Raw genomic sequence first — 19,739 nt, forward strand, 5'->3', positions numbered from 1 at the left:
GTCAGCATGCCCACACGGTGCACAGTTGCGGGTTCATCGCCGCGAACACGTTCTCGTCGCTGATATCCGTCCAGCCCACGTCCGGTGTGCCGGTCGACCACAGGGTCAGCTCGGTCACCGAACTGCCCACGCTCGCCAGATATACATGGGCACTGGTCTGCTGTGCGGGGACGTCGACGGTGGCCGCCAGCTGGCTGCACCCGGCGCGTTGACTGCTCGGGCAATGCGAGCGCGGAGTGGTCACCTTGACCTGTGTGCCCGGAGCCGTAGAGCCGCAGCTGCTCAACGTATTTCGCAACGAAGTGAACAGCGCATCAGCAGTTTGGCCCATTCGCCAGGTGTCGCCGGGGTAATGAACGATCTGTTGCTGCAATGACCATTCGGCTTGGCCCTTGTCAATGCCGGCGCGTCCGGCGTCGACACCAGCGGCGTCCACTAATCGGTGCGCGGGCGCATCGGCCCGGCACAGCTGCTCGACCCGAAAGGCATTGTCGGCCGGTGCTTCTGCGATGCTCGCGAGATCGGGCCAGTGTTGAGTGTCGTCCAGCGGCAGCTGCCCGGCGCTGATCCACGCGGCAGCGGGCACCGCGGTCGCCGCTGCCGTCACCGCGGGCGCGCTAGCCGCGCCGATGATCAGGCCGAGGGTCAGAGCTGCGGCGCGTCGAAAGGTTCTCGGCCCCATCTCAATAGCCTTGGGGGTCGGCCTCAGCGTTGGCCTGCGGAACCAGTGCTGCCAGGTTCGACCCGTCTCGATGAACGCCGTAGCGCCCCATGACGTAGTTCATCGACGCGGCGATATTGGCGACCGGATCATAGATATTGTTCGACGTTCCCGGCTGATGGTATTGCGCGAACGTGCCCGGAACACATTGCGCCAGGCCACGCGAGCAGCCATTCCCGTAGCCGTCGGAGACGTCACGGGTCGAGTTCGGCGGTTCTGAGTTGATGTCCCAATCATTGACTGCATTCGGGTCATAGCTGGACTCGCGCAGGGTCATGGTCGTGTACCCGTCCAACCAACGCTGTCTTGCCGCGAGGTCGGTGATACCGAGCTTGTCGAGAGCCTGGTCGATGTAGTCGCGGGTGGCTTCCGGACCGGCTGCGACGTTGGTCTGATCGTAGTCCACCTGATCCACCGGGATCGGCGCCGACTGATGAGTGGGCGGGCCAGGAACAGACGCGGGCAGTGGTGGAGTGTCGCCGTGGTTGGCGTCGATTTCGTGGGCGGCCTGGTCTAGACCGCCGCGCAACTGCTCGTCGGCCTGCTCGTATTGTTCGGCCGCTGATCGCAACTTCTCGGCCAGCTGGGAAAAGTCGCCGCTCAGCTGCTGACATGCATCGTCGATCGCCGTCCCGGCCTCCTGGCAGACACCGCCGCTGTGAAAGCCGCGCATAGCTCCGACCAGCTCGTTCAGCGAGGGACCTAGACCCATTCCGGAGAGGTCGCTGCCTACGTGCGCCAGCACAGATCCGGTCGACCTGAGAACCGCCGGATCGACACGCAAGCTTTGCGCCATATCAGGAAATCCTATGGCATCTCCGCGCCCCGTCCGACACAAAAAGACAACCCCTGGCCTGCGCCCCGGGGCGCCGTGTCCGCTCGCGGGTAGGGTCGGGGTATCGGCCCGTATCGCCAACGCACGAACGGTGAACGATGAGTAACCTGGAGACCGCACCGGCCGAAGTTGCCTGTGCCGCTACACAAGTCGCCGGTGTGGAGGTTCTGCACCCGCGCGAGGTACCGCTGGGTGGGCCGCGAGCGATCCAAGTCCGGCGCACCATCCCGCAGCGGCAGCGCTCGCTGATCGGCGCCTGGTGCTTCGCCGACCACTACGGACCGCACGACCTGCGTCACTCGAGCGGCATGGACGTACCGCCCCATCCGCATACCGGTCTGCAGACCGTCAGTTGGTTGTTCAGCGGCGAGATCGAACACCGCGACAGCGCCGGTGTGCTGGCCCGCGTGCGCCCGGGTGAACTGAATTTGATGACGGCCGGCGCAGGCATCTGCCACTCCGAGGTATCGGTCGACCCCGACACGGCGCCGATTCTGCACGGCGCCCAACTATGGGTGGCCCTGCCCGACTCCGACCGCGACACCGCCCGAGATCTCGTCCACTACGCGCCCGAAGCCGTCTCGCTGCCCGGCGGCGCCGCACGGATTTTTCTCGGCGAGCTGGTCGGAAGCCGCTCCCCGGTGCACACCTTCACCCCGCTGCTGGGCGCCCAGATCGACGTGAACCCGAGCGCCACGGTGACGCTCGACCTCAACCCAGCCTTCGAACACGGCGTGCTGTGCGACCAGGGTGTTCTGGACATGGCCGGAATTACCCTGAACCTCGCGGACCTGGGTTATCAGGGCCCGGGTTACTCGTCGCTGCAGCTGCGCAACGCCGGCGATCGCCCGGCCCGCGCGCTGCTGTTGGGCGGCACGCCGTTCACCGAGCAATTGGTGATGTGGTGGAACTTCGTCGGGCGCAGCCACCAGGAGATCGTCGAGTATCGCCGGCTGTGGGAAGCAGCCGATCCACGTTTCGGCGCCGTTAGCGGCTACCAGGGATCACCCGAACGCCTGCCCGCGCCCCCGCTTCCGAACGCCACGCTTCGGCCGCGCCCGCTGCCGGACAGAAAGGAGCATCGATGACTGCCGACAAGACCGGTGCCCAGACCGCGGTCAGCGCCGCGGACGGCAAGTACACCATCGCCGTCGACGGCAAAACCGTCGGATACGCCGCCGTCGCCGACCGCGACAACCAGCGCGTCTTCTACCACACCGAAATCGACGACGAATTCGGCGGTCGCGGCCTGGCGAGCATCCTGGTACGCGAAGCGCTCGAGGCCACCCGCGCCGACGGCAAACGCGTCGTCCCGGTGTGCAAGATGGTGGCCGCGGTACTCAAAAAGCATTCGGAATTCGACGACATTGCCGACCCCGTGACACCCGAAATCGCGCGGTGGGCGGAGGCCGTCGCAAACGGTTAACCGGGCTTTCCCCGCCGAAAAACCGGAACCAGCGTTGTCTGCGCCGACTTAGGATTACCGGGTGCCTGCACGCCGTCACGGGGTGAGACGATGTTGCTCTACCGGCGGCCGGCCTGACCAGGCCAGTAGGCGAAAGGGGCAGTCGATGGTGCGGCGTATCGCCGTAATGGTGGCGGCGTTGGCACTGGGACTGCTGATAGCACCGCCCGCCGTGGCGATCGCACCCCCGGTAATCGACCCAGGTGCCATGCCGCCGGACGAGACGGGGCCGGACCTGCCGATGGAGCAGCGCCGAATCTGCTCGGCGCCGACGTCGTTCCCGGACGCGAAGTTCGCCGACCCGCCGTGGGCCAACGACTACCTGCATGTTGCCGAGGCGCGGAAATTCGCCACCGGCGCCGGGGTGACGGTCGCGGTGATCGACACCGGGGTCAACGCCTCACCGAGGGTGCCCGCGGAGCCGGGTGGGGACTTCGTCGACGCCGGCGGCAACGGGCTGTCCGACTGTGACTCCCACGGCACCTTGACCGCCTCGATCGTGGCGGGCCGACCCGCTCCCACCGATGGTTTCGTCGGTGTGGCACCCGAAGCGCGGCTCCTCTCACTGCGACAGACGTCAGAAGCGTTCCAGCCCAAGGGCGCCCAAGTCGACCCCAACGATCCCAACACCACCCGGACGGCCGGATCGATCCGCAGCCTGGCCCGCGCGGTGGTGCATGCCGCCAATCTCGGCGCCAACGTCATCAACGTCAGCGAGGCCGCCTGCGTCAAGGTGACCCGACCCATCGACGAGTCCATGTTGGGTGCAGCGGTGAACTATGCGGTCAATGTCAAGAACGCGGTGATCGTCGTCGCCGCCGGCAACACCGGCCAGGACTGCACACAGAACCCGCCGCCCGACCCGTCGGTACCCAACGATCCGCGCGGCTGGAAGCAGGTCCAGACGATTGTCACGCCGGCGTGGTATGACCCGCTGGTCTTGACGGTCGGAAGCATCGGTGAGACTGGAATACCGAGCAACTTTTCGATGCACGGACCCTGGCTGGGCGGGGCGGCGCCGGGGGAGAACATCATCGCGCTGGGCTATGACGGCGCGCCGGTCAATGCGCTGCAAGGCCAGGACGGCCCGATCCCGATCACCGGCACGTCGTTTTCCGCGGCGTACGTTTCCGGGGTGGCGGCGCTGTTGCGGCAGCGGTTTCCCGACCTGACGCCGGCGCAGATCATCAACCGGATCACCGCCACCGCCCGACACCCCGGCGGTGGCGCCGACGACACCGTCGGCGCGGGTGTCATCGACCCCGTCGCCGCGCTGACGTGGGATGTTCCGACCGGCGCCAAGACAGCTCCGTACAACGTGAAGCAGATCGCGCCGCCGGTGTATATCCCGCCGCCGGACCGTGGCCCGATCACCATCGTGGTCGTGGGCGCTGCGGCGTTGGCTCTGATCATGGGACTCGGCGCCCTGACCCGACGAGCGTTGAAACGCCGATGAGTAGCGCAGTGTCTTTGCGGTTCACCGCCGGCCACGCCCTGGTGGCAGCGGCGCTGGCGCCGGCGTGCATTGCGGTATCCATGAGCCTGGGCTACCTGTGGGCCGGAATCACGCTGGCCGTGCTGGTGGTGCTCGCGGCGGTGGTCACGATCCGCGGCAGGCGCATAACCGGCTGGATCGCAGCGCTGAACTCGTGGCGGCGTCGGCACCGCAGCGCTCCCGATCCGCCTTCGGAACCGGCGGTGGGCGCCACGGTGATGCCGGGAGATCACGTGGCCGTGCGGTGGCAGGGTGACCACTTGGTTTCGGTCATCGAGCTGATCCCGCGACCCTTCACTCCCACGGTCATCCTCAACGGGGAGGCCCAAACCGACGACGTGGTGGACACCGCGTTGGTGGAGCAGCTGGTGGCAGCGCACTGTCCCGACCTGGAAGCCGACGTGGTATCCGCGGGATATCGAGTCGGCAAGACCGCTCCGGCCAACGTCGTGGGCCTCTATCAGCAGGTGATCGGCCCCTATCCGGCTCCGGCTAACCGCCGGACCTGGATCGTGCTGCGCGCCGACCCTGACACGACTCGCAGATCCGCGCAGCGCCGTGCGGCCGGTCTGGCGGGCCTGGCCCGGTATCTGGTGGCGTCGACGACCCGGATCGCCGATCAACTGGCCAGCCATGGCATCGACGCGCGGTGCGCACGCAGCTTCGACAGCTTCGACCAGGCCACCGAGATCAGCTTCGAACGCGAGACGTGGTCGGCGATCAAAGGGCGCAGCGCGTTCACCGCGGCCTACACCGCGCCGGGTGGCCCCGACGTGTGGTGGTCGGCACGCGCCGACCACACCATCACCCGGGTCCGGTTGGTGCCGGGCATGGCGCCGCAGTCGACCGTCCTGCTGACCACGTTGGCCAATCCCAAGACGCCGCGCGGCTTTTCGTGCCTGTTCGGTGGACAACGTGCCGCAATCCTGGGTCAAACACCGGTCAGTGACAAGCACTACCAGCTGCCGATCGGCTCTGCGGGTGTTCTAGTTGGCGAGACCACCGAGCGTTACCCCGTTTACATGCCGTTCGATGACGTCGACGTCAGCATTAACCTGGGCGATGCGCGGCTGTTCACCCAGTTCGTGGTGCGCTCGGCGGCGGCCGGAGCCGTGGTCACCCTCGAACCGCGGTTTCGGGAGTTCGCCGGCTTCGTCAACGCACGGATCGGCTCGGTGAACAAGGTGGCGTGGCCGAACGCGACGACCTACCTTGGCCCACAGCGGGGTTTGAGCAGGATCATTCTTCGGCACAACTTCATCGGGACGCCGCGCCACCGCCAATTGCCGATCCGGTTGATTCACCCGCGCGAGGAGAGTCGCTTCCAGACCGCGCTGGAGAATTAGCGACCGGGCGTGCTGGACGGCGCATTCTGAGGAGGAAGTATGGGAGAAGAACTCAGAGTCGATACGAATGACCTGCGGGGCAAAGCGAACGACATCAACGGGATCGACTGGGCCAACCCGTCAGGTCAGCCGCCGATCACGCCGCCATCCACGCTGAAAACCTCCTTGGACGCGACCGCCAACCTCGTCCATAGCGCACAGTCGTTGTGGGAATACCAGAACTGGGGCGTCATCGAAGGTAAGCGGCTTGCGGAGTCGCTGTATCACGTGGCGAAGGCCTACGACGAAACCGATCTACGGGCTACCAGTGAGATCAACGCGGGTAAGCCGATATCTAGCGGTGCGGTCAAGCCCGACGACTGCTCGATCCCGGCGCCGCCGCATCCGGCCGCACCGGGAATGCCGACCAAAACCGGCCACGCCCATGGTGACCCGGAGGAAATCGAGAACGACTTGGCAAACGGCGATCAAGGGGCTGCCCTCCGCGCGGTGGCCGCTCATTGGCGCACTATCGCGACCAATCTTCAGACGGCAGCTCAACATTTTCACGTCAAGATCCGCGATTGGGAGGGTGCCGCTGCCGAGGTCGCCTATGGGCGTTTCAACGAATTCGGCGGGTGGTTAAGCGGCCTCGCCGGTTCCTGGCAGGAACTCGCGGCTGAGGCCGACAAGATCGCCGATGCCCACACGACAGCACGTGCCGCCCACACACCGATAGCCGACGAGTGGAAACAGCTCAAAAAACAAATGGAATCGCCCGATACCACCGACGAGCAGAAGAAGGCGATCGGGGCGAAACTCCTCAAGCTGTATATGGATTCCGAACACGTGCGCGCGCAATATGAGTCGGCCGCCACGATCGACAAGGTCTCCCCGCCCGAACCCCGCGACGGTGCCCTTCCCTCCACGCCCGTCTACACGAACGGTGACCCACGTCGGCGGGCGGTGCCGGCTGGGGACGGCGAGCAGCAACCCGGCGGGGGCGGGTCATCTCCTGGCGGTGGTGGAGGCACGCCGGGCGGTGGCGCACCCGGCGGTGCACCATCCCCGATGGGACAGCCGGTCGCCCCGCAACAGCCGGCAGCCGCACGAACCGGAGGTACACCCGGAGGCATGCCCGGCGGCGGCCAAGGTGCCGGCCAAGGTGGCGGGAAACCTGGCGGCGGCATGCCGGGCGGCCTGCCCGGGGGTATGCCAGGCAGCATGCCGGCCGCGGCGAAAACCACACCGCACCTGCCGAAAGGGCCCGCAGTCAAACCCGCCGCGCACGGAGGCGGCGGGGCAGGCGGCGGCGGTGGCGGCGCACCGCGGTCGCCGCTGCAGCCTGCGGTAGGCGCCAATGCTGTCGCGCCGGCGAATGCTGCCGAAGCGGGGCCGGGAGCGCAAGCAGCCCAAGGCATGCCCGGCGGCGCGATGGGCGGCGGTATGGGCGGTATGCCGATGGGCGGCCATGGACAGGGCCAGGGTAAGGAGCGGCGCCGCACTCCGGGGCTTGCTCCGGACGAGGAGCTCTACACGGAGGACCGGGCCTGGACCGAGGGTGTCATCGGAGCCCGTCGTCGTAAGGACGTGCCGGACGCCAAAGATGGCAAGGAGTCGAAGTGACCTCGGAGATGCATCCGCACGTGGCGGCGGTGTTGAAACAGGCGCAACGGTTGCAGTCAGCTCTGGACGAGCAGTTGCACAAGATGGAGACCGAAAAGTTCACGGCCACAGACGAATCCGAGACCGTCGAAGTGACCCTCAACGGACATCACTGGCTCACCGATGTCTTCATCAAAGACGGGTCGCTGCGGCTGGGATCGAAAACCGTCGAGCAGCGGGTGAACGAAGCGTTGCAAAACGCGACCACGCAAGCGGTCGCCTCCATCGAAGCCGATCGGGAACGCCTTGATGCGGTACTCGTCGACATCACCGACGAGCTGAGCGACACTTCCGAAAACTGACCGAGCGGTCTAGTGCGATTTAGGGCGCGGCGGATCCGGCCAGCGCATCGGCCACCAGGATGCTCAGCTGCCGCCAGTAGAGCCAGTCGGCGACCGCCGAGCGTTGCTCGATCGCGTGCACGGCCGTGTGGGCCTGATACAGCGCCAACTCCTGGGCATGGGCGGCGTAGGTGACGAACGCCTGCAAATGGTGCACCCCACGATCGGGATCGCTGCTCATCAGATGCTTCATCACTTCAAACCACAGCGTGCCGCGCTGGTCGGGCGGCGGATTGGTGTCCACCGGGGCTGGCGGCAACATGTCGATCAACCCCAAGTCGCTGACCCCGGCCAGCTGCGCCGCCTGGCCAGGCGCGACCACTTCTAACCTGGACCGGCCGGCCATCTTCCCGCTCGCCGGAATGTCTTCCTCACGCAGGACCTCCCGGTAGACGCCGGGATCGAACTCGCGGAATTGGGCCTCGGTGGCGATCACGGCCCGCAGCGTGGTGTCGTGGGCCGCCGCCCAGCCTTGGATGGCGAGCATCGGGTAGGTGGCCCAGCGGGCTCGCTCGGCGGCCGGGACGGCCGGGTCGACCGAGACCAGCTGAACACCCTCGGGCAGTGTCACCGGCGCGGGGATGTAGCCCATCCCGTAGCTATTGGCGACGACGATCTGGCCGTCGTTGGTCACAGCGGTGATCCAGAAGAACTGGAAATCACCCTGGTTGAGCAAGTCTGGAGCGTTGAGTGCCGCGCCGAGGCGCCGGGCCGCCCGCAAAGCATCACCGCCGCCACGGCGGTTCGTGGCATCGGCGATCGCATCCTTTTGCGCCCGCGCCGAGGACACCGGGATCGGCGCCGGCGCGGCGTCGGCGTGCGACGAGGTCATCGACCCGCCGACACCGCCTTGCGAGGTGCTAGTGGTGGAGGCCGGGTGTACGCCTGGACCACCTGGTGCACCCGGAGTGCCGCCACCCGGGGCGCCCGGAGTGCCGCCACCCGGGGCGCCCGGCGTGCCGCCACCTGGCGGCACCGGTGCCGCTGGCGACGGGGTAGCCGGGGGGAGCAACGGCATCGGCGCTGAGCCGCTTCCTCCTGATCCCGACGACATCGAGGGCATGCTGACGCCACCACCGCCACCGCCGGTGAATCCGCCGCCTCCGCCGCTGTCGACGGTGTGGCCGCGAGGGCCCGAGACCGCTCCCCCGGTGTGCTCGATCGGCGCCGACGGGGCCACGGGGGTCGCACCAGCTGCAGCTGCCGACGCCGCGGCCGCAGCCGTCGACGCCGCGCCCGCGGAGGCGGGCAACACTGCCGGTGATGCCGACCCCGCCGCGGCAGCCGCTGCTGCAATCCCGGAGTCGGGCCTGCCCGCCGCGGGCTGAGTTGGCGGGCCACCCGAACCCGCCTGTGACTGTGGGGTGTCCGACATGCCCTGCGGAGCGCCGGACGCCGCCGTCGGTCCCGCGCTTTGGGCGCCTCCAGAACCAGACGACCCCATCCACTGCGAACCAGCCGTCGGAGCGGATGAAGTAGCTCCCGTGCCCGACGAAGTTAGCGTCGACGGCCGCGGCACGGCACCTGCCGGAGCCGGAGCCGCCGCCGGTGCCGGGGGAGGGGAAACAGGCCCGTTCCCGCCGCCCCTGGGACCACCGGACACGGATGTATTTCCCGCCACCTGCGCGGTTGCTCCGCTCGACCCACCACCCCGGGGGCCACCGGACACGGATGTATTTCCCGCCACCTGCGCGGTTGCTCCGCTTGACCCACCGCCCCTGGGGCCACCAAACCCGGATCGACCTACCGCCGCCTCTACAGCTGTATCCCCTGTATCCGTACCGCCAACTGGCTTGCCCACAGAGGTGGTAGGTGGCATTTTCGGCATGTCCAAATTGAAGCCTAGCTTCGAGCCTTCGCTGGAGACGGTTTCGGAGTTCTCGTTCCATGCTGCGGTGATTTCATTTTGGATTTTTGTGTCACGGTCTTGGTCGTCATCCGGAATGCGACTGATTGCTCCTTGATGGTTATGAACAGTCTGGACGATCTCGTTTTTGGCATCTCGCACCCTGTCGTGCGCATCGTGATACCACTTCGCGGCGGCGTCAATCTTGTTCCGCATATCCTGCATTAGGTTAAGCCGTCGCTGCAAGACGTCTTTGGCGGCGCTGGCTGCGCCCCCCGACCAAACACCATCATGAAAAATCATGTGATGCTCGCGTGCCCAATTTTCGATCACCTTGCCCAGTTGTCCGCTGGCTTGGTCGAATACCTCTGCACGAGCCTCCAATTGTTCTTCATCAGCCTGCGGCCATAGCCCGTCGATCATCTGCGCGGCGTAATCGCCCGATGGTGAAGCAATCGTCATTCTTTAACCCCCAACAACGATGCACGCTCCGACGACTATCGACTTCGTGTCGTGAGCAGCCGCGGCCAAAAAACTGTCCGACGGAACGTAGGTGGGTAGACTTTGGACATACGCACGAAGGTACTGAGCGCTTAGTATTGTTAAATCCTGAACCGCAGAATTGCTGCTATTTTTTCCGAGTCGTTCGATATTGTCAGCGTAGGCTGACATCACTGGTTTCACCGCATCGAAGATGGCCCTTTGATCAGGGTTCCACTGGGTCGCAGGAATTCGCGCGTCGACGGTCTCCCACGCGGAAGTATCGGATACGTATCGGTCGGTCGTGGCAACCAAATCGTCACAGACTGGATCTCGGGAGGTGATCAATCGTTGAGGGTTAGCCGGATCGCTGGGACTCGCGGAGTGCGCGGGCGGCGCTACCGTCGGCACCAACGGTTCCCACGCACTGGCCGACCCCTGTGAAATCGCATGGCAGATGTCATATACGGCCGACGAGGCGCCCACAGCGACAAGGGCTAAGTAATTATCCTGCGCCGTGTAAGTAGCAATGCTGTCGGCGTAAGCCCGTGCGTAAACGATAAATTGTTCATAGATTTCACGCACGACCCTGTGTGGCGTCCGCTTGGCAAGTGGTACGAACTGATCCGCGGTAGTCCGCATCAAAGTGCCGACCGCCTGGTATTGAGTACGCTGATCCGCGGTCCAACCCGCTGCCGGGATCGACGGGTCGCGCTCATCCCACCCATTTTTCGCTTGGTTGGCAAAGCCATCGTTGATCGGCCCGAATTTCTCGCAGGTCGGCTCGTCGGTGATGATCCCGATAGGGCTCGTGTCATTCGCGCTGGCAATCGCGGAGGTCCTTCCCGCATCGCCTCCGTTGGTCGAGCCTCCGCCGCCAGATCCGCCGTGTGTGAGTGCCAACGTCACTGCCACCGCTATTGCGATGACCGCAACCAGGGTGACCGCCCCCAGGGCCCACTTCAGGGCGTTGCTCTTCTTCGGTGGCCCAGGCGGTGGCCAACCCGGATACTGCCCGGGCGGCGGACCGTACGGCGGAGCGGGCGGCTGGCCGGGTGCAGGCGGCCTTGCCTGCCACGGCCCCTGCGGGGGCGGGGGCACACTCAATACACAAACCTCCAGGTCACGTCCACTCACGGCTCGAAATTGAGGCAGCTTCAACTGCAGCTTGCACCTACCCGAACACTGTTCTCTACAAGGTTAAGCGACAAATCGACCGGCCTCGTACACCAAAGCTGTCATGCGCACCGTCACACACTGCGCCGCATCATCCACGTCTCGATCGCCGAAACTGCATAACCTGCGGACTGTGAAGGAGGCAACGGCTGGCTGCGCCGCTGCTAGGCGCAATCCCTCGAAGGTTGCGCAAACACCCCATCAGCTGACGCCAACCGCTTTGCACACCTCAACAACAACCGCCTCGACGGTGTTGTCCGCAGCAGCTAAATGACTATTAGACGGAACGTAGGCGTCTAGCCCTGAACATAGGCGCGCGTGTATTAAGCGCTCCGAAACGCAAAGTCCTGTACGACCGAATTGTGGCCGCGCTTATCCCAGCCTTTGCGTTGTTGGTTAGCCAGGCCGTCATTGATCGGCCCGAACTTCCCGCACGTCGGCTCATCGGTGATGACGGCGACCGGGCCACTGTCGTTTGCGCTGACGATCCCCGGTGTCGGATGCGAACCGCCGCCATCGGAAAAGTCGCCGCCTGCTCCCCCCTGACTGAAAACCAACGTCAGCACCACAGCCACTGCGACAACCATTATCAGGGTCACCGCTACCAAAGCCCACTTCAGGGCATTGCTCTTCCTGGGCCGCCCATGCGGTGGCCAACTTGGATACTGTCCGGGCGGCGGGCCATAAGGCTGGCCCTGGGGAAACCCCCCGGGGGGCGGTGTGGGCGGCTGGCCGGGCCGGGGCGGACCAGAGTGCCACGGACCCTGCGGGGGCGGGGGCACACTCACGACACACACCTCCAGGTCAGGCCAACTTACGCCAATTCAGGCCGACTCAACGACGGCCTTCCTGCACTGAACCTAATGGCGACAGCCTCAAGCAACTGGGGATTAATGCCGCCTAGCGATCAGAGATCGATCTCCGAACCGGGCGTCGCCGGCCGGCTAGGCGCCGGCGTGACCGGAACAGTCGGACTTCCCGGCTGGCCACCGGCTGCACCGCCAAGAGAGTCGGGAATGGGCTCTAGCCGCTCTCGCTGCGGTCCGGCGGCTTGGTGTTTCGGCTCGGCCGGTTCGCTCGGCTTCTCCTCGGCCTTGTCGTCCTTGTCCTCCGGCTTGTCCGGTTGGAGCTGATCCGGGGGCACGTCGCCCGGCTGCCCATCCTGGCCGTGCTGGCCCAGCTGGCCAGAGTGGCCCATCATGCCCTGCAGGCCTTGCATGCTCTGCATAACCGTCTGCGGAAGCGCTCCCAGCATGCCCACCATCTGCATCGGCATCTGCACGGCTTGGCCGGCCATCTCCATCGGCATGCCGAGCATCTGGCCCATCTGACCCATCATCTGGCTCGCCGGGTCGCCGCCCGCCCCCGCCGCACCGCCGGACTGCCCCTGGCCGCCATTCGCGTCGAACTGCTGCTGGTTGATTTTGTTTCCCAGCGCTTCATCGGTCTGCGCGTAGTGCTGGGCCGCCTTGGCAACGTTGGCAGCGTCCCGTTGCGCGTCCGCTTTGAGTTGGTCCAGGGTCATGGCCCGACTACCGGTGCTTCCAGCTTGGGTACGTGCGCGGCGATCGCTGCCGATAGCGGGTCACTTCCGGACACGGTGAAACCCGGCGGAATCACCGGAATTTCGTCGGCATGGGCGCCCAAGCTCGCCGCGGCTTGCGCCAGCCGCTCTGGATCTACTTTGAGCGTCTCTTGTGCCATCGCTAAAACCCCCACGCTGCGTCTTCGTAGCACAAATCATAACCGGTCGGTTGACACGTCGCGTGCACGAATTTTGCCGCCACCGTCGAAAGAGGATGCTGGCCGGTCAATCGAGCCGTCATCCCAGTTCGTCGGTGATGCGTTGGAAGCCGTTATCCGTGTGGTGATCCGCCATGTTGCGGCACTCACCGAACAGCCGGATGGAGCCGTGATGCCCGACGGTGCCGCTCTCCCCGATGATGACCATGACCCCGTCTTTGTGGACCGCGGCGCCGAACGGGCGCATACCCGGTGGCGGGCCGGCGGACCAGCCGGATTGTCCAGCCATCGTGGCGGCGATCTGCTGGAAGTAGGCCTGGCGGTCGACGCCGGCGGGCACGGTGAACAACATGTCCACCCTGCCGCGATAGGGCGGATCCCCTTGGTCGTTGCACGACTCCCACTCGAAAGTCCCGGACAGGTCGGGTAAGTCGGTGACTTTGGCGATCTGTTTGGCTGGGTCGATCACCTGGGCCTTGGCCTGCTCCTCGGAGAGCGGCTCCGGAGGTTGGGCCGCGCGGTTTTGCGATGGAAACATCTGCGAGCATCCTCCTAGGACAAGAACAACGACCGCGATAAGCGGGGCGACGGTCAATAACGCCGGTCCTCGCCGTAGGCGGCTATCTCGACGGTTACTAGAAACCATGGTCATCCGTCACAGACGCCCCCGGCCGGTTCCATTCAGGGTCAGTCCACGGGAGATCGATGTGCGGCACCGGGACCTTGCCGATGCCTGGAACCTGCACTTCGGTCGGTGTGACGGGATAGGGGACGTCCACCCGCTGCCCGGCCAACAGTCCCTCGCGTCCCAGATTGTCGCCATGACCGCTGACGATGTCGGTCATGCTGCGCAGCGACTCGCTGCCCACGTGGTAGTAGTACGAATGGTCTTCTCTGCGGATGAATTCTGAGCCCGGAACTTCGGCACGAAACCGCGTCGCACCAAAGCCCTCGTGGGCCGGGTCGGTGCCTAAGCCCGCTGCCGCTCCAACAGGATTGCCTAGAGCATCGTTGAGCGCATTGGGCACTCCGCCTGCTTCGCCGAGCCAACCGACGAAGTCAGTGGAAGCGTCGCCGACGTAGACGTGGCCGCCATTGAGGTTGAAGTCGGCAGCGGTGCGCGCCGCATCAGTGCCCGGACAACCCAGTAGCACAGCATCATTGGCGTGCATGCCGCTGCGGGCAAACGCGTCGGCCACCGTCGTCGACCCGTATGAGTGGCCGATGACGGTGACGTGCTCCCCTACGCCGCCTTGGTGAGTGACACCCAGGCTGTTGACATCCCACGCGAGCAGGTCCCCACCGGTTTGGGCAAGGCCCGGGTTCCCGACGTTGAGATCGTTGAAGCTCGAAGGGGTGTCGTAGCCCATCCACGCGATGACCGCGGTGGGATGGGTTGGATCGGCCAGTGCCGATTGATCGTAGAGATTGATCGCATCATTGTGGCCGTCGGATAACCATCCCGACTTCACGCTGGCGCCCGTACCCGGCACGATGACCGCCGTGTTCGGCGACTTGTCCGGGTTTCCAATCGCGATTGCTGCCTTGCCCTTACCGTTGAACGCCAGCGGGTCATAGGCCCAGAGCATTGCCGGCCGCAGCTTGGATATGTCCAGGTTGTGGTCTTTGGCATACTGGGCGAGGCCTTTGTAGTCGCCGTGGTAATCGTCAATCCCCATGTCATGGTAAAGACCACGCTGCGTATTCTTGGCGTTTTGATAGCGAGTAACGTCGTCGGCCGAAAGTCCGTAGGCCCCTGGGTTTTTGGCCACATCATCGATCGAGACGTGGTGGCGGTTGGCAATGTCCTCGACGCGATGGATGTCGTCGTCCATCACCTGCACATTGACTTGGTCGCGAACGTCGGCCGGGACGCCGCCGAGGTTGCCCAGCAGCGGGGGGTGCTGCGCGATGAGTGCTTGTCGCTGCTCGTCACTGAGCGAATCCCACCACTTCTTAACGTCCTCGGGGCTGGTGTCTGGCGATGGAATCTGAATGTCTTTGCCCGCCACGTTGACCGGAGGATTAGGAATCGACGAGCCACACGCCTGTGCAATCGCCGCAGCAGTGGCTTGATCGACTTCGTCGAAGGTTTTCAGCAGTTGCTGGAGGACAGTTGTCAGCTTCTCCGCCACCCCGTTCAGGAACCGTCCGACCAGCCACTGGTGTGGCGTGACCACACCATCATCGCTGACCGAGAAACCCAACTTCACCAATGTGTGGACCATTTCCACGATTGCTTTACGCAGGGCGCCGAGTTGCTCTCCGCCGTTGTTGAGTGCGGATTTCAGTTCCTGCAACCTGAGACGAAACCGCTCCTGTTTGCCCAGCTTTCGCAAACCCTCGGCCAGCGCAGCGCTGGCGGCCTCGCCCTGCCAGGACTGCTGCAGATATGCCAAGTCCTCCCGCTCGCCGGCCATGATGGTTTCCAAGGTGGTGATCTTGCCGGAAACCTGTTCGGCGGCGTCGACGAGCTTTTCAGGGTGCGACCCCTCCACCGTCGAGACCGAAACACCCATGCAGCCATGCCTTTCGAACGGCCGATTTCAAAACCGTACCACCGGGATAAGCGGTGTCAGTGCATCAACTAGCGCGACTTACTTGCCGAATTCGACCTTGTGAATCGCGTCGCCCGCTGTGCGGTCGGTGTTGCGGTATTCGGCCGCGGCGGTTTTCAGGTTGCCGCCGTATTCGTCGGTTTCCTTCGCCAACGCCGCGGCCTGAGCGGCGACGGCCGACTGCGCCTTCCGGCAAGCACCCGCGGTGGCCAACTGCGACCCCACCGCGGCCGCATCGCCAAGGGGAGCGTCCGCGTTGAGTGCGGCCAGTTCGCCGCCGGCCTGGCTGAATGTGCTGCCGACTTTACCGACCGCGTCGGCGTCAACAGCCAGATCCTGCCCGCCGCTCATGGGCCGAACTCCGTTGCGGGAAGCCCTCTTAGGGCGGACGTCGGCATCAGCCGCGAATATTGCGGATCAGGTCGTAGACGCTGGCGATCCACAGCAGCAACGGGATGACGGTGGCGATCGCCGCGCCGTCGGCCAATTCGAGGAGCCGCTTGGTCACCGGCGAGACACGACGGCCACTCCCGCTTGCGCCGATGGCAATCACACCGACGACCGCACCCGCCAGGTAGATGCTCAACACCAGCCAGGCGCTGTCCGGATACCACAGACTCACCTTCACCATCACACCCGTCGGGATAGCGACGACGGCGGTCAGCAGCGCCCAGGCGCACCAGCGTTCGGCGTACAACCGCGACCGGAACCCGCAGATCACCGTAACCAAACCGGCCACCACGATGCTGTGGATGAAGAAGTGTCCGCGCACCACCACCGCGATCGCACCGACGGCCAGCACCAGGGTGCCGGCCGAAAGAAAACCGATCAGCAACTGCCTGGCCAGCCGGCTGCGTTCGGTCAACCGGGCCGCAGAGTCGGGCACCGACGCCAGGATGGCCTGCCAAGTCGCCGACTCTTCGTCCACGTCTTCGGGAGCCTCGACGGCGTCGAGCAACTCCTCGTTGCCGACGGTCTCGCCGGGCGCAGGAATCGGCGGCAGCGCAATCCGCGCGACAGCGACCGTCAGCTTGGCCGCATTGGTCACGACGAACAGCCCAAAGCCAATTGCGCCAGCCGGCACCCAGTACTGCCAGCCATAGCCGTAGGCGATGGCCGCCGCCATCACCGCGGTAGCCGAGACGGTGATGAACGAAGCCAGCTCGGCGCGCCGACGCGGCCCACCGCGCGTGGCCAGCGTCAAGAGCAGGATGGCCACCGCGCTGGCCGCCAGTTGAGGCGCGCCCAGCGAGTCACTACCGCGCGGCAGCGGGATCGCGAGCGCGACCGCTGCCGCGACTACCGGATACGCCGCAACGAGCAGGCTCTCCGCCATCTTCAGGTTCCCATACCGGCTTCTGGCGACGACACTGCCGACCAGCAGACCGACGGCCAAAACGCCCAGCGCCGGCGCCCACCAGAGCAGATGCCCCGTGTTACTCCAGGCCAGCGCCGACGCCACGGACAGCACCAGCGCTACTACTGGAAGGGCCACCACCACAAAGCGATTCAGCGCGCGCCGATCGAACTGTGGTGATTCGTCGAGCACCGCGATGGCGTCGATGACGTCCTCGACCAGCGGTCGATACCGCTCCGTGCGGCTGACCGCCACCAGCGTCAACAACGACCCATCGACGACTCCGGCGTCGTCGAGTGATTTGTCGAGTTTCAGCGGCGGAGCACCCGGACGAGCGAACGCCCACACCCCGCCCGCGGAGAAATCGAAGCCGGCCAGGACGTCAGCAGGCGTGTCTTCCAGCAGGTCGGCCAGCACCGAGACGGTCTCGTCGATATAGGTCTCGATCGGGGTCGACGAGGGCAGCACCAAGTCCGTCATCCGCTTGCCGGTAAGGATCGTCACGCGGGTGGTCGCCGGTCTGCTCGGCGTGGTGCCCGAGGTGGCCGAGGCTGCGGCGGCGGGGGCGCTCAATGCCGTTCGAGCCGGTCGAAGTCGTCGGACAGCGCCGCGGCCAACTCGAGGATCCTGCGCTGGTAGGTAGAGCCCAGCAGGTCGAGTTGGATCTCGGTTCCCGCCGCGACGTGCTTATCCCACGGCAACACGAGGACCCGGCCAGGCTGCAGATGGCGTTCGAACTGCTGCACCAGATCGTCGACATCCAGATTCGGCTTACCCGGCACGACGTGGTTGATCACCACACACGCGCGCGATAGCAGGTCCTGGTAACCGTTTTGGCGCAGCCAGTCCATAGCGATCGCCGCCTGGCGCGCGCCGTCGATCGACGCGCTGGCCACGATGACGATGCCCGAAACCGTCGACAGCACAGCTTTGGCCGACGAATCGAACAAGCCCGGCCCGCAGTCGGCCAGCACGAGGTTGTAGTACCTCGACACGATGTCGGTGGCGCCCTGCCAGTCGTCGTCGTTGAATGCGCGGCGTGCCACGCTGTACTCCTCGGAGGACAACACTTCGAGGTTTGCGGCGTTCATGCTGGTGTGCGCGCGGATGTCGTTGTATCGCGACAGTGATTTGTCGGCGAGCAGGTCCGCGATGCTGGCCGCAGATTGGCGCCCCGCGCGATCAGCGAGGTTTCCGGCACCCGGATCGGCATCGATAGCCAGGATTCGGTCACCCCGCACTTTCGCCAACGCCGAACCCAAAGCCACAGTCACAGCGGTCTTTCCGACGCCGCCCTTTAAGCCCAGCACACCGATCTGATACGAATCGCGGGCGTTGCGCCGGACCCGCATCTGCAGGTCCAATTCGTAGAGCTCATCGGGAGACAGACCGAGGTTCATCCTGGTCAGCAGGTAGAGCCAATGGCGCCAGCCGTGTTGCGACGGCATCTTGACCGCGGACTTGACGCCGACGTGCGACAACGCGTCGATAGCGCGGTGATTGCCGATCGTCGCCGCGGACGTCTGCGGCTGGCTCGGCGCCGGCGGGGCTGCGCGCCAGCCACCTGCCTCTTGCTGCGAATCGGCGAAATGTTGGCTCGGCGCCGGTGCTGGTTGCATCGGCGGCGGCTGGGGCGGTGGCGTACGCGGTCGCTCGTATTGCGCGCCGGTAGTTCCGGCGGTCGGCATGGGCGCCGCGGCGCTGCCATTCGGTGGTGGCGGTGCGGGCATATCCGTGCGTGGCGCCGGTTGCGGTGCGGACTGGGCTTGCCACGACGGCGGGGGCTGCGGCCCGCCGATAGGCATCGGCGGGGTAGGCGCGTCGTGGGATGCGGGTGGGCTCGCCGGCATCGGAGGCGGTGGCTGGAACCGTCGAACGGCGTCCAGATCTACCTGCGCCGTTGTGTCCCCGGGCTCGTCCTCGGGGGCGTTGAAGAGCCGGTCATAGTCGGCCGACATGAGCACCTCTCAAGACTTCGTCGGTTGCGGCGGGACACGAGGTGGGCGAGCTCAACAACTCATACTCGCCCCCTCGTGCGCGCCGGGCTAGAAAAATCTAGCCGTGTTGGCGGCCTCGGTTTGACCCATTGTCGCACCGGCCTCGTGAATCGCCTGCGCCAGGTTCTGCAAGGCCAGGTTCAGTTCGTTCGCCGTTTGGTCCCACCGCATCATGAGCGTGTTGTAGGCGCCTTGGGCGTCGCCTTGCCACGCTCCGGCCAGCCTCGCAAGCGAGCCCTTGCCCTCGTCGAGCAGACCGGCCTGGATACCAACCGCGCCGTGAATAGCGGTCGCGTGGCCCTCGATGCCGGCGAAGTTGTAAGTGATTGGTTGTCCCATGTGATACTCCGTTTCTCTCGAGTCGGGGTCAGAAGTTCATGGCAGCGGCAACGCCGGCGGCCTGATCCTCGTCCGTGCTGGTGTAGTGGATGTTCGACTGGTGCAGGTTCTCAGTGACGTCGTCGAGTTCTTTCACCTGCGCGAGGGCAGCCTCGTTGTAACGGGCGAGTGCCGCCTGAGCAGCAGTGCCGGCACTACCCTGCAACTGCGGCATCAATTCTTGTGCTGTCCCCTCGACTCGGGCCATCACACCCTTGATCTCTCCTGCGATCCGCTCGAAGTTGCCGGCCTCTGTGGCGAGGACAGCCGGATCGGCTTCCATTGGTGCACCCATGCTGATCTCTTTCTTTTCCTGTTGTCCTCGCCACAGGGCGAGTCTTCCGGCCCCAATGGCCG

Annotated in this window: 21 protein-coding genes; 7 read left to right on the forward strand and 14 right to left on the reverse strand. The window is 65.4% G+C overall.

The window, feature by feature from the left end; all coding sequences use genetic code 11:
* Position 1: 1 nt before the first annotated feature.
* Together AC5Y5W_RS20215 and AC5Y5W_RS20220 are read right to left on the reverse strand one after the other, a co-directional pair.
* Complete coding sequence (locus AC5Y5W_RS20215; protein ID WP_500022549.1) at positions 2-682, reverse strand: hypothetical protein; 681 nt, start codon at positions 680-682, stop codon at positions 2-4.
* Position 683: 1 nt separating this feature from the next.
* Positions 684-1,517 carry a type VII secretion target gene (locus AC5Y5W_RS20220; RefSeq protein WP_500022550.1) on the reverse strand — a complete coding sequence of 278 codons (834 nt, stop codon included), beginning with the start codon at positions 1,515-1,517 and terminating at the stop codon, positions 684-686.
* A gap of 137 nt (positions 1,518-1,654) precedes the next feature.
* Between AC5Y5W_RS20220 and AC5Y5W_RS20225 the strand changes: the two genes are divergently transcribed.
* From AC5Y5W_RS20225 to AC5Y5W_RS20250, 6 genes are all read left to right on the forward strand, one after another.
* Positions 1,655-2,644 carry a pirin family protein gene (locus AC5Y5W_RS20225; protein WP_500022551.1) on the forward strand — a complete coding sequence of 330 codons (990 nt, stop codon included), beginning with the start codon at positions 1,655-1,657 and terminating at the stop codon, positions 2,642-2,644.
* A complete protein-coding gene (locus AC5Y5W_RS20230) occupies positions 2,641-2,982 on the forward strand; it encodes a GNAT family N-acetyltransferase (RefSeq protein WP_500022552.1) in 342 nt (113 codons plus the stop codon). Before AC5Y5W_RS20225 ends, AC5Y5W_RS20230 begins: the two co-directional genes overlap by 4 nt.
* A gap of 166 nt (positions 2,983-3,148) precedes the next feature.
* Entirely contained in the window at positions 3,149-4,477 is a 1,329-nt protein-coding gene (mycP, locus tag AC5Y5W_RS20235) for a type VII secretion-associated serine protease mycosin (protein ID WP_500022588.1), read from the forward strand.
* Positions 4,474-5,862, forward strand: coding sequence for a type VII secretion protein EccE (eccE, locus tag AC5Y5W_RS20240; protein ID WP_500022553.1), 1,389 nt, complete (start codon positions 4,474-4,476; stop codon positions 5,860-5,862). Before mycP ends, eccE begins: the two co-directional genes overlap by 4 nt.
* Positions 5,863-5,901: 39 nt before the next feature.
* Positions 5,902-7,467, forward strand: coding sequence for a PPE domain-containing protein (locus AC5Y5W_RS20245; protein WP_500022554.1), 1,566 nt, complete (start codon positions 5,902-5,904; stop codon positions 7,465-7,467).
* Complete coding sequence (locus tag AC5Y5W_RS20250) at positions 7,464-7,808, forward strand: YbaB/EbfC family nucleoid-associated protein (RefSeq protein WP_500022555.1); 345 nt, start codon at positions 7,464-7,466, stop codon at positions 7,806-7,808. Before AC5Y5W_RS20245 ends, AC5Y5W_RS20250 begins: the two co-directional genes overlap by 4 nt.
* Positions 7,809-7,827: 19 nt before the next feature.
* Here the strand turns inward: AC5Y5W_RS20250 and AC5Y5W_RS20255 are convergent, their stop codons facing one another.
* Positions 7,828-8,679, reverse strand: coding sequence for an EspK C-terminal domain-containing protein (locus AC5Y5W_RS20255; RefSeq protein ID WP_500022556.1), 852 nt, complete (start codon positions 8,677-8,679; stop codon positions 7,828-7,830).
* A 76-nt stretch (positions 8,680-8,755) separates the two neighbouring features.
* On the opposite strand from AC5Y5W_RS20255, the gene AC5Y5W_RS20260 reads away from it, so the two are divergent.
* On the forward strand, positions 8,756-9,175 hold the full coding sequence (locus AC5Y5W_RS20260) for a hypothetical protein (RefSeq protein ID WP_500022557.1): 420 nt from the start codon (positions 8,756-8,758) through the stop codon (positions 9,173-9,175).
* Between the two features lie 983 nt (positions 9,176-10,158).
* Here the strand turns inward: AC5Y5W_RS20260 and AC5Y5W_RS20265 are convergent.
* From AC5Y5W_RS20265 to AC5Y5W_RS20315, 11 genes are all read right to left on the reverse strand, one after another.
* Positions 10,159-11,088 carry an ESX-1 system-associated protein gene (locus tag AC5Y5W_RS20265; RefSeq protein WP_500022558.1) on the reverse strand — a complete coding sequence of 310 codons (930 nt, stop codon included), beginning with the start codon at positions 11,086-11,088 and terminating at the stop codon, positions 10,159-10,161.
* Between the two features lie 584 nt (positions 11,089-11,672).
* Positions 11,673-11,924: an ESX-1 system-associated protein gene (locus AC5Y5W_RS20270; RefSeq protein WP_500022559.1), complete on the reverse strand. Its 252-nt coding sequence runs from the start codon at positions 11,922-11,924 to the stop codon at positions 11,673-11,675.
* 332 nt (positions 11,925-12,256) lie between these two features.
* Positions 12,257-12,874: a hypothetical protein gene (locus tag AC5Y5W_RS20275; RefSeq protein WP_500022560.1), complete on the reverse strand. Its 618-nt coding sequence runs from the start codon at positions 12,872-12,874 to the stop codon at positions 12,257-12,259.
* A complete protein-coding gene (locus AC5Y5W_RS20280; RefSeq protein ID WP_500022561.1) occupies positions 12,871-13,053 on the reverse strand; it encodes a hypothetical protein in 183 nt (60 codons plus the stop codon). Before AC5Y5W_RS20280 ends, AC5Y5W_RS20275 begins: the two co-directional genes overlap by 4 nt.
* A gap of 118 nt (positions 13,054-13,171) precedes the next feature.
* Positions 13,172-13,744, reverse strand: coding sequence for a lipoprotein LppJ family protein (locus AC5Y5W_RS20285; protein WP_500022562.1), 573 nt, complete (start codon positions 13,742-13,744; stop codon positions 13,172-13,174).
* Complete coding sequence (locus AC5Y5W_RS20290; RefSeq protein WP_500022563.1) at positions 13,728-15,611, reverse strand: alpha/beta hydrolase; 1,884 nt, start codon at positions 15,609-15,611, stop codon at positions 13,728-13,730. The genes AC5Y5W_RS20285 and AC5Y5W_RS20290 overlap by 17 nt, the downstream gene beginning before the upstream one ends.
* Positions 15,612-15,689: 78 nt before the next feature.
* Positions 15,690-16,001 (reverse strand): type VII secretion target, encoded by a 312-nt coding sequence (locus AC5Y5W_RS20295; RefSeq protein ID WP_500022564.1) that lies wholly within the window; start codon positions 15,999-16,001, stop codon positions 15,690-15,692.
* A gap of 46 nt (positions 16,002-16,047) precedes the next feature.
* The gene (gene eccD, locus AC5Y5W_RS20300) at positions 16,048-17,580 is read right to left on the reverse strand and encodes a type VII secretion integral membrane protein EccD (protein ID WP_500022565.1); all 1,533 of its coding nucleotides are present in this window, start codon (positions 17,578-17,580) and stop codon (positions 16,048-16,050) included.
* Positions 17,577-18,965 (reverse strand): MinD/ParA family ATP-binding protein, encoded by a 1,389-nt coding sequence (locus tag AC5Y5W_RS20305; RefSeq protein WP_500022566.1) that lies wholly within the window; start codon positions 18,963-18,965, stop codon positions 17,577-17,579. The genes eccD and AC5Y5W_RS20305 overlap by 4 nt, the downstream gene beginning before the upstream one ends.
* Before the next feature lie 87 nt (positions 18,966-19,052).
* Entirely contained in the window at positions 19,053-19,343 is a 291-nt protein-coding gene (locus AC5Y5W_RS20310) for a WXG100 family type VII secretion target (RefSeq protein WP_499889927.1), read from the reverse strand.
* Positions 19,344-19,371: 28 nt separating this feature from the next.
* Positions 19,372-19,665 carry a WXG100 family type VII secretion target gene (locus tag AC5Y5W_RS20315; protein WP_499889925.1) on the reverse strand — a complete coding sequence of 98 codons (294 nt, stop codon included), beginning with the start codon at positions 19,663-19,665 and terminating at the stop codon, positions 19,372-19,374.
* Between the last annotated feature and the right edge of the window lie 74 nt (positions 19,666-19,739).

The sequence above is a fragment of the Mycobacterium sp. NGS51 genome, from assembly GCF_059812525.1.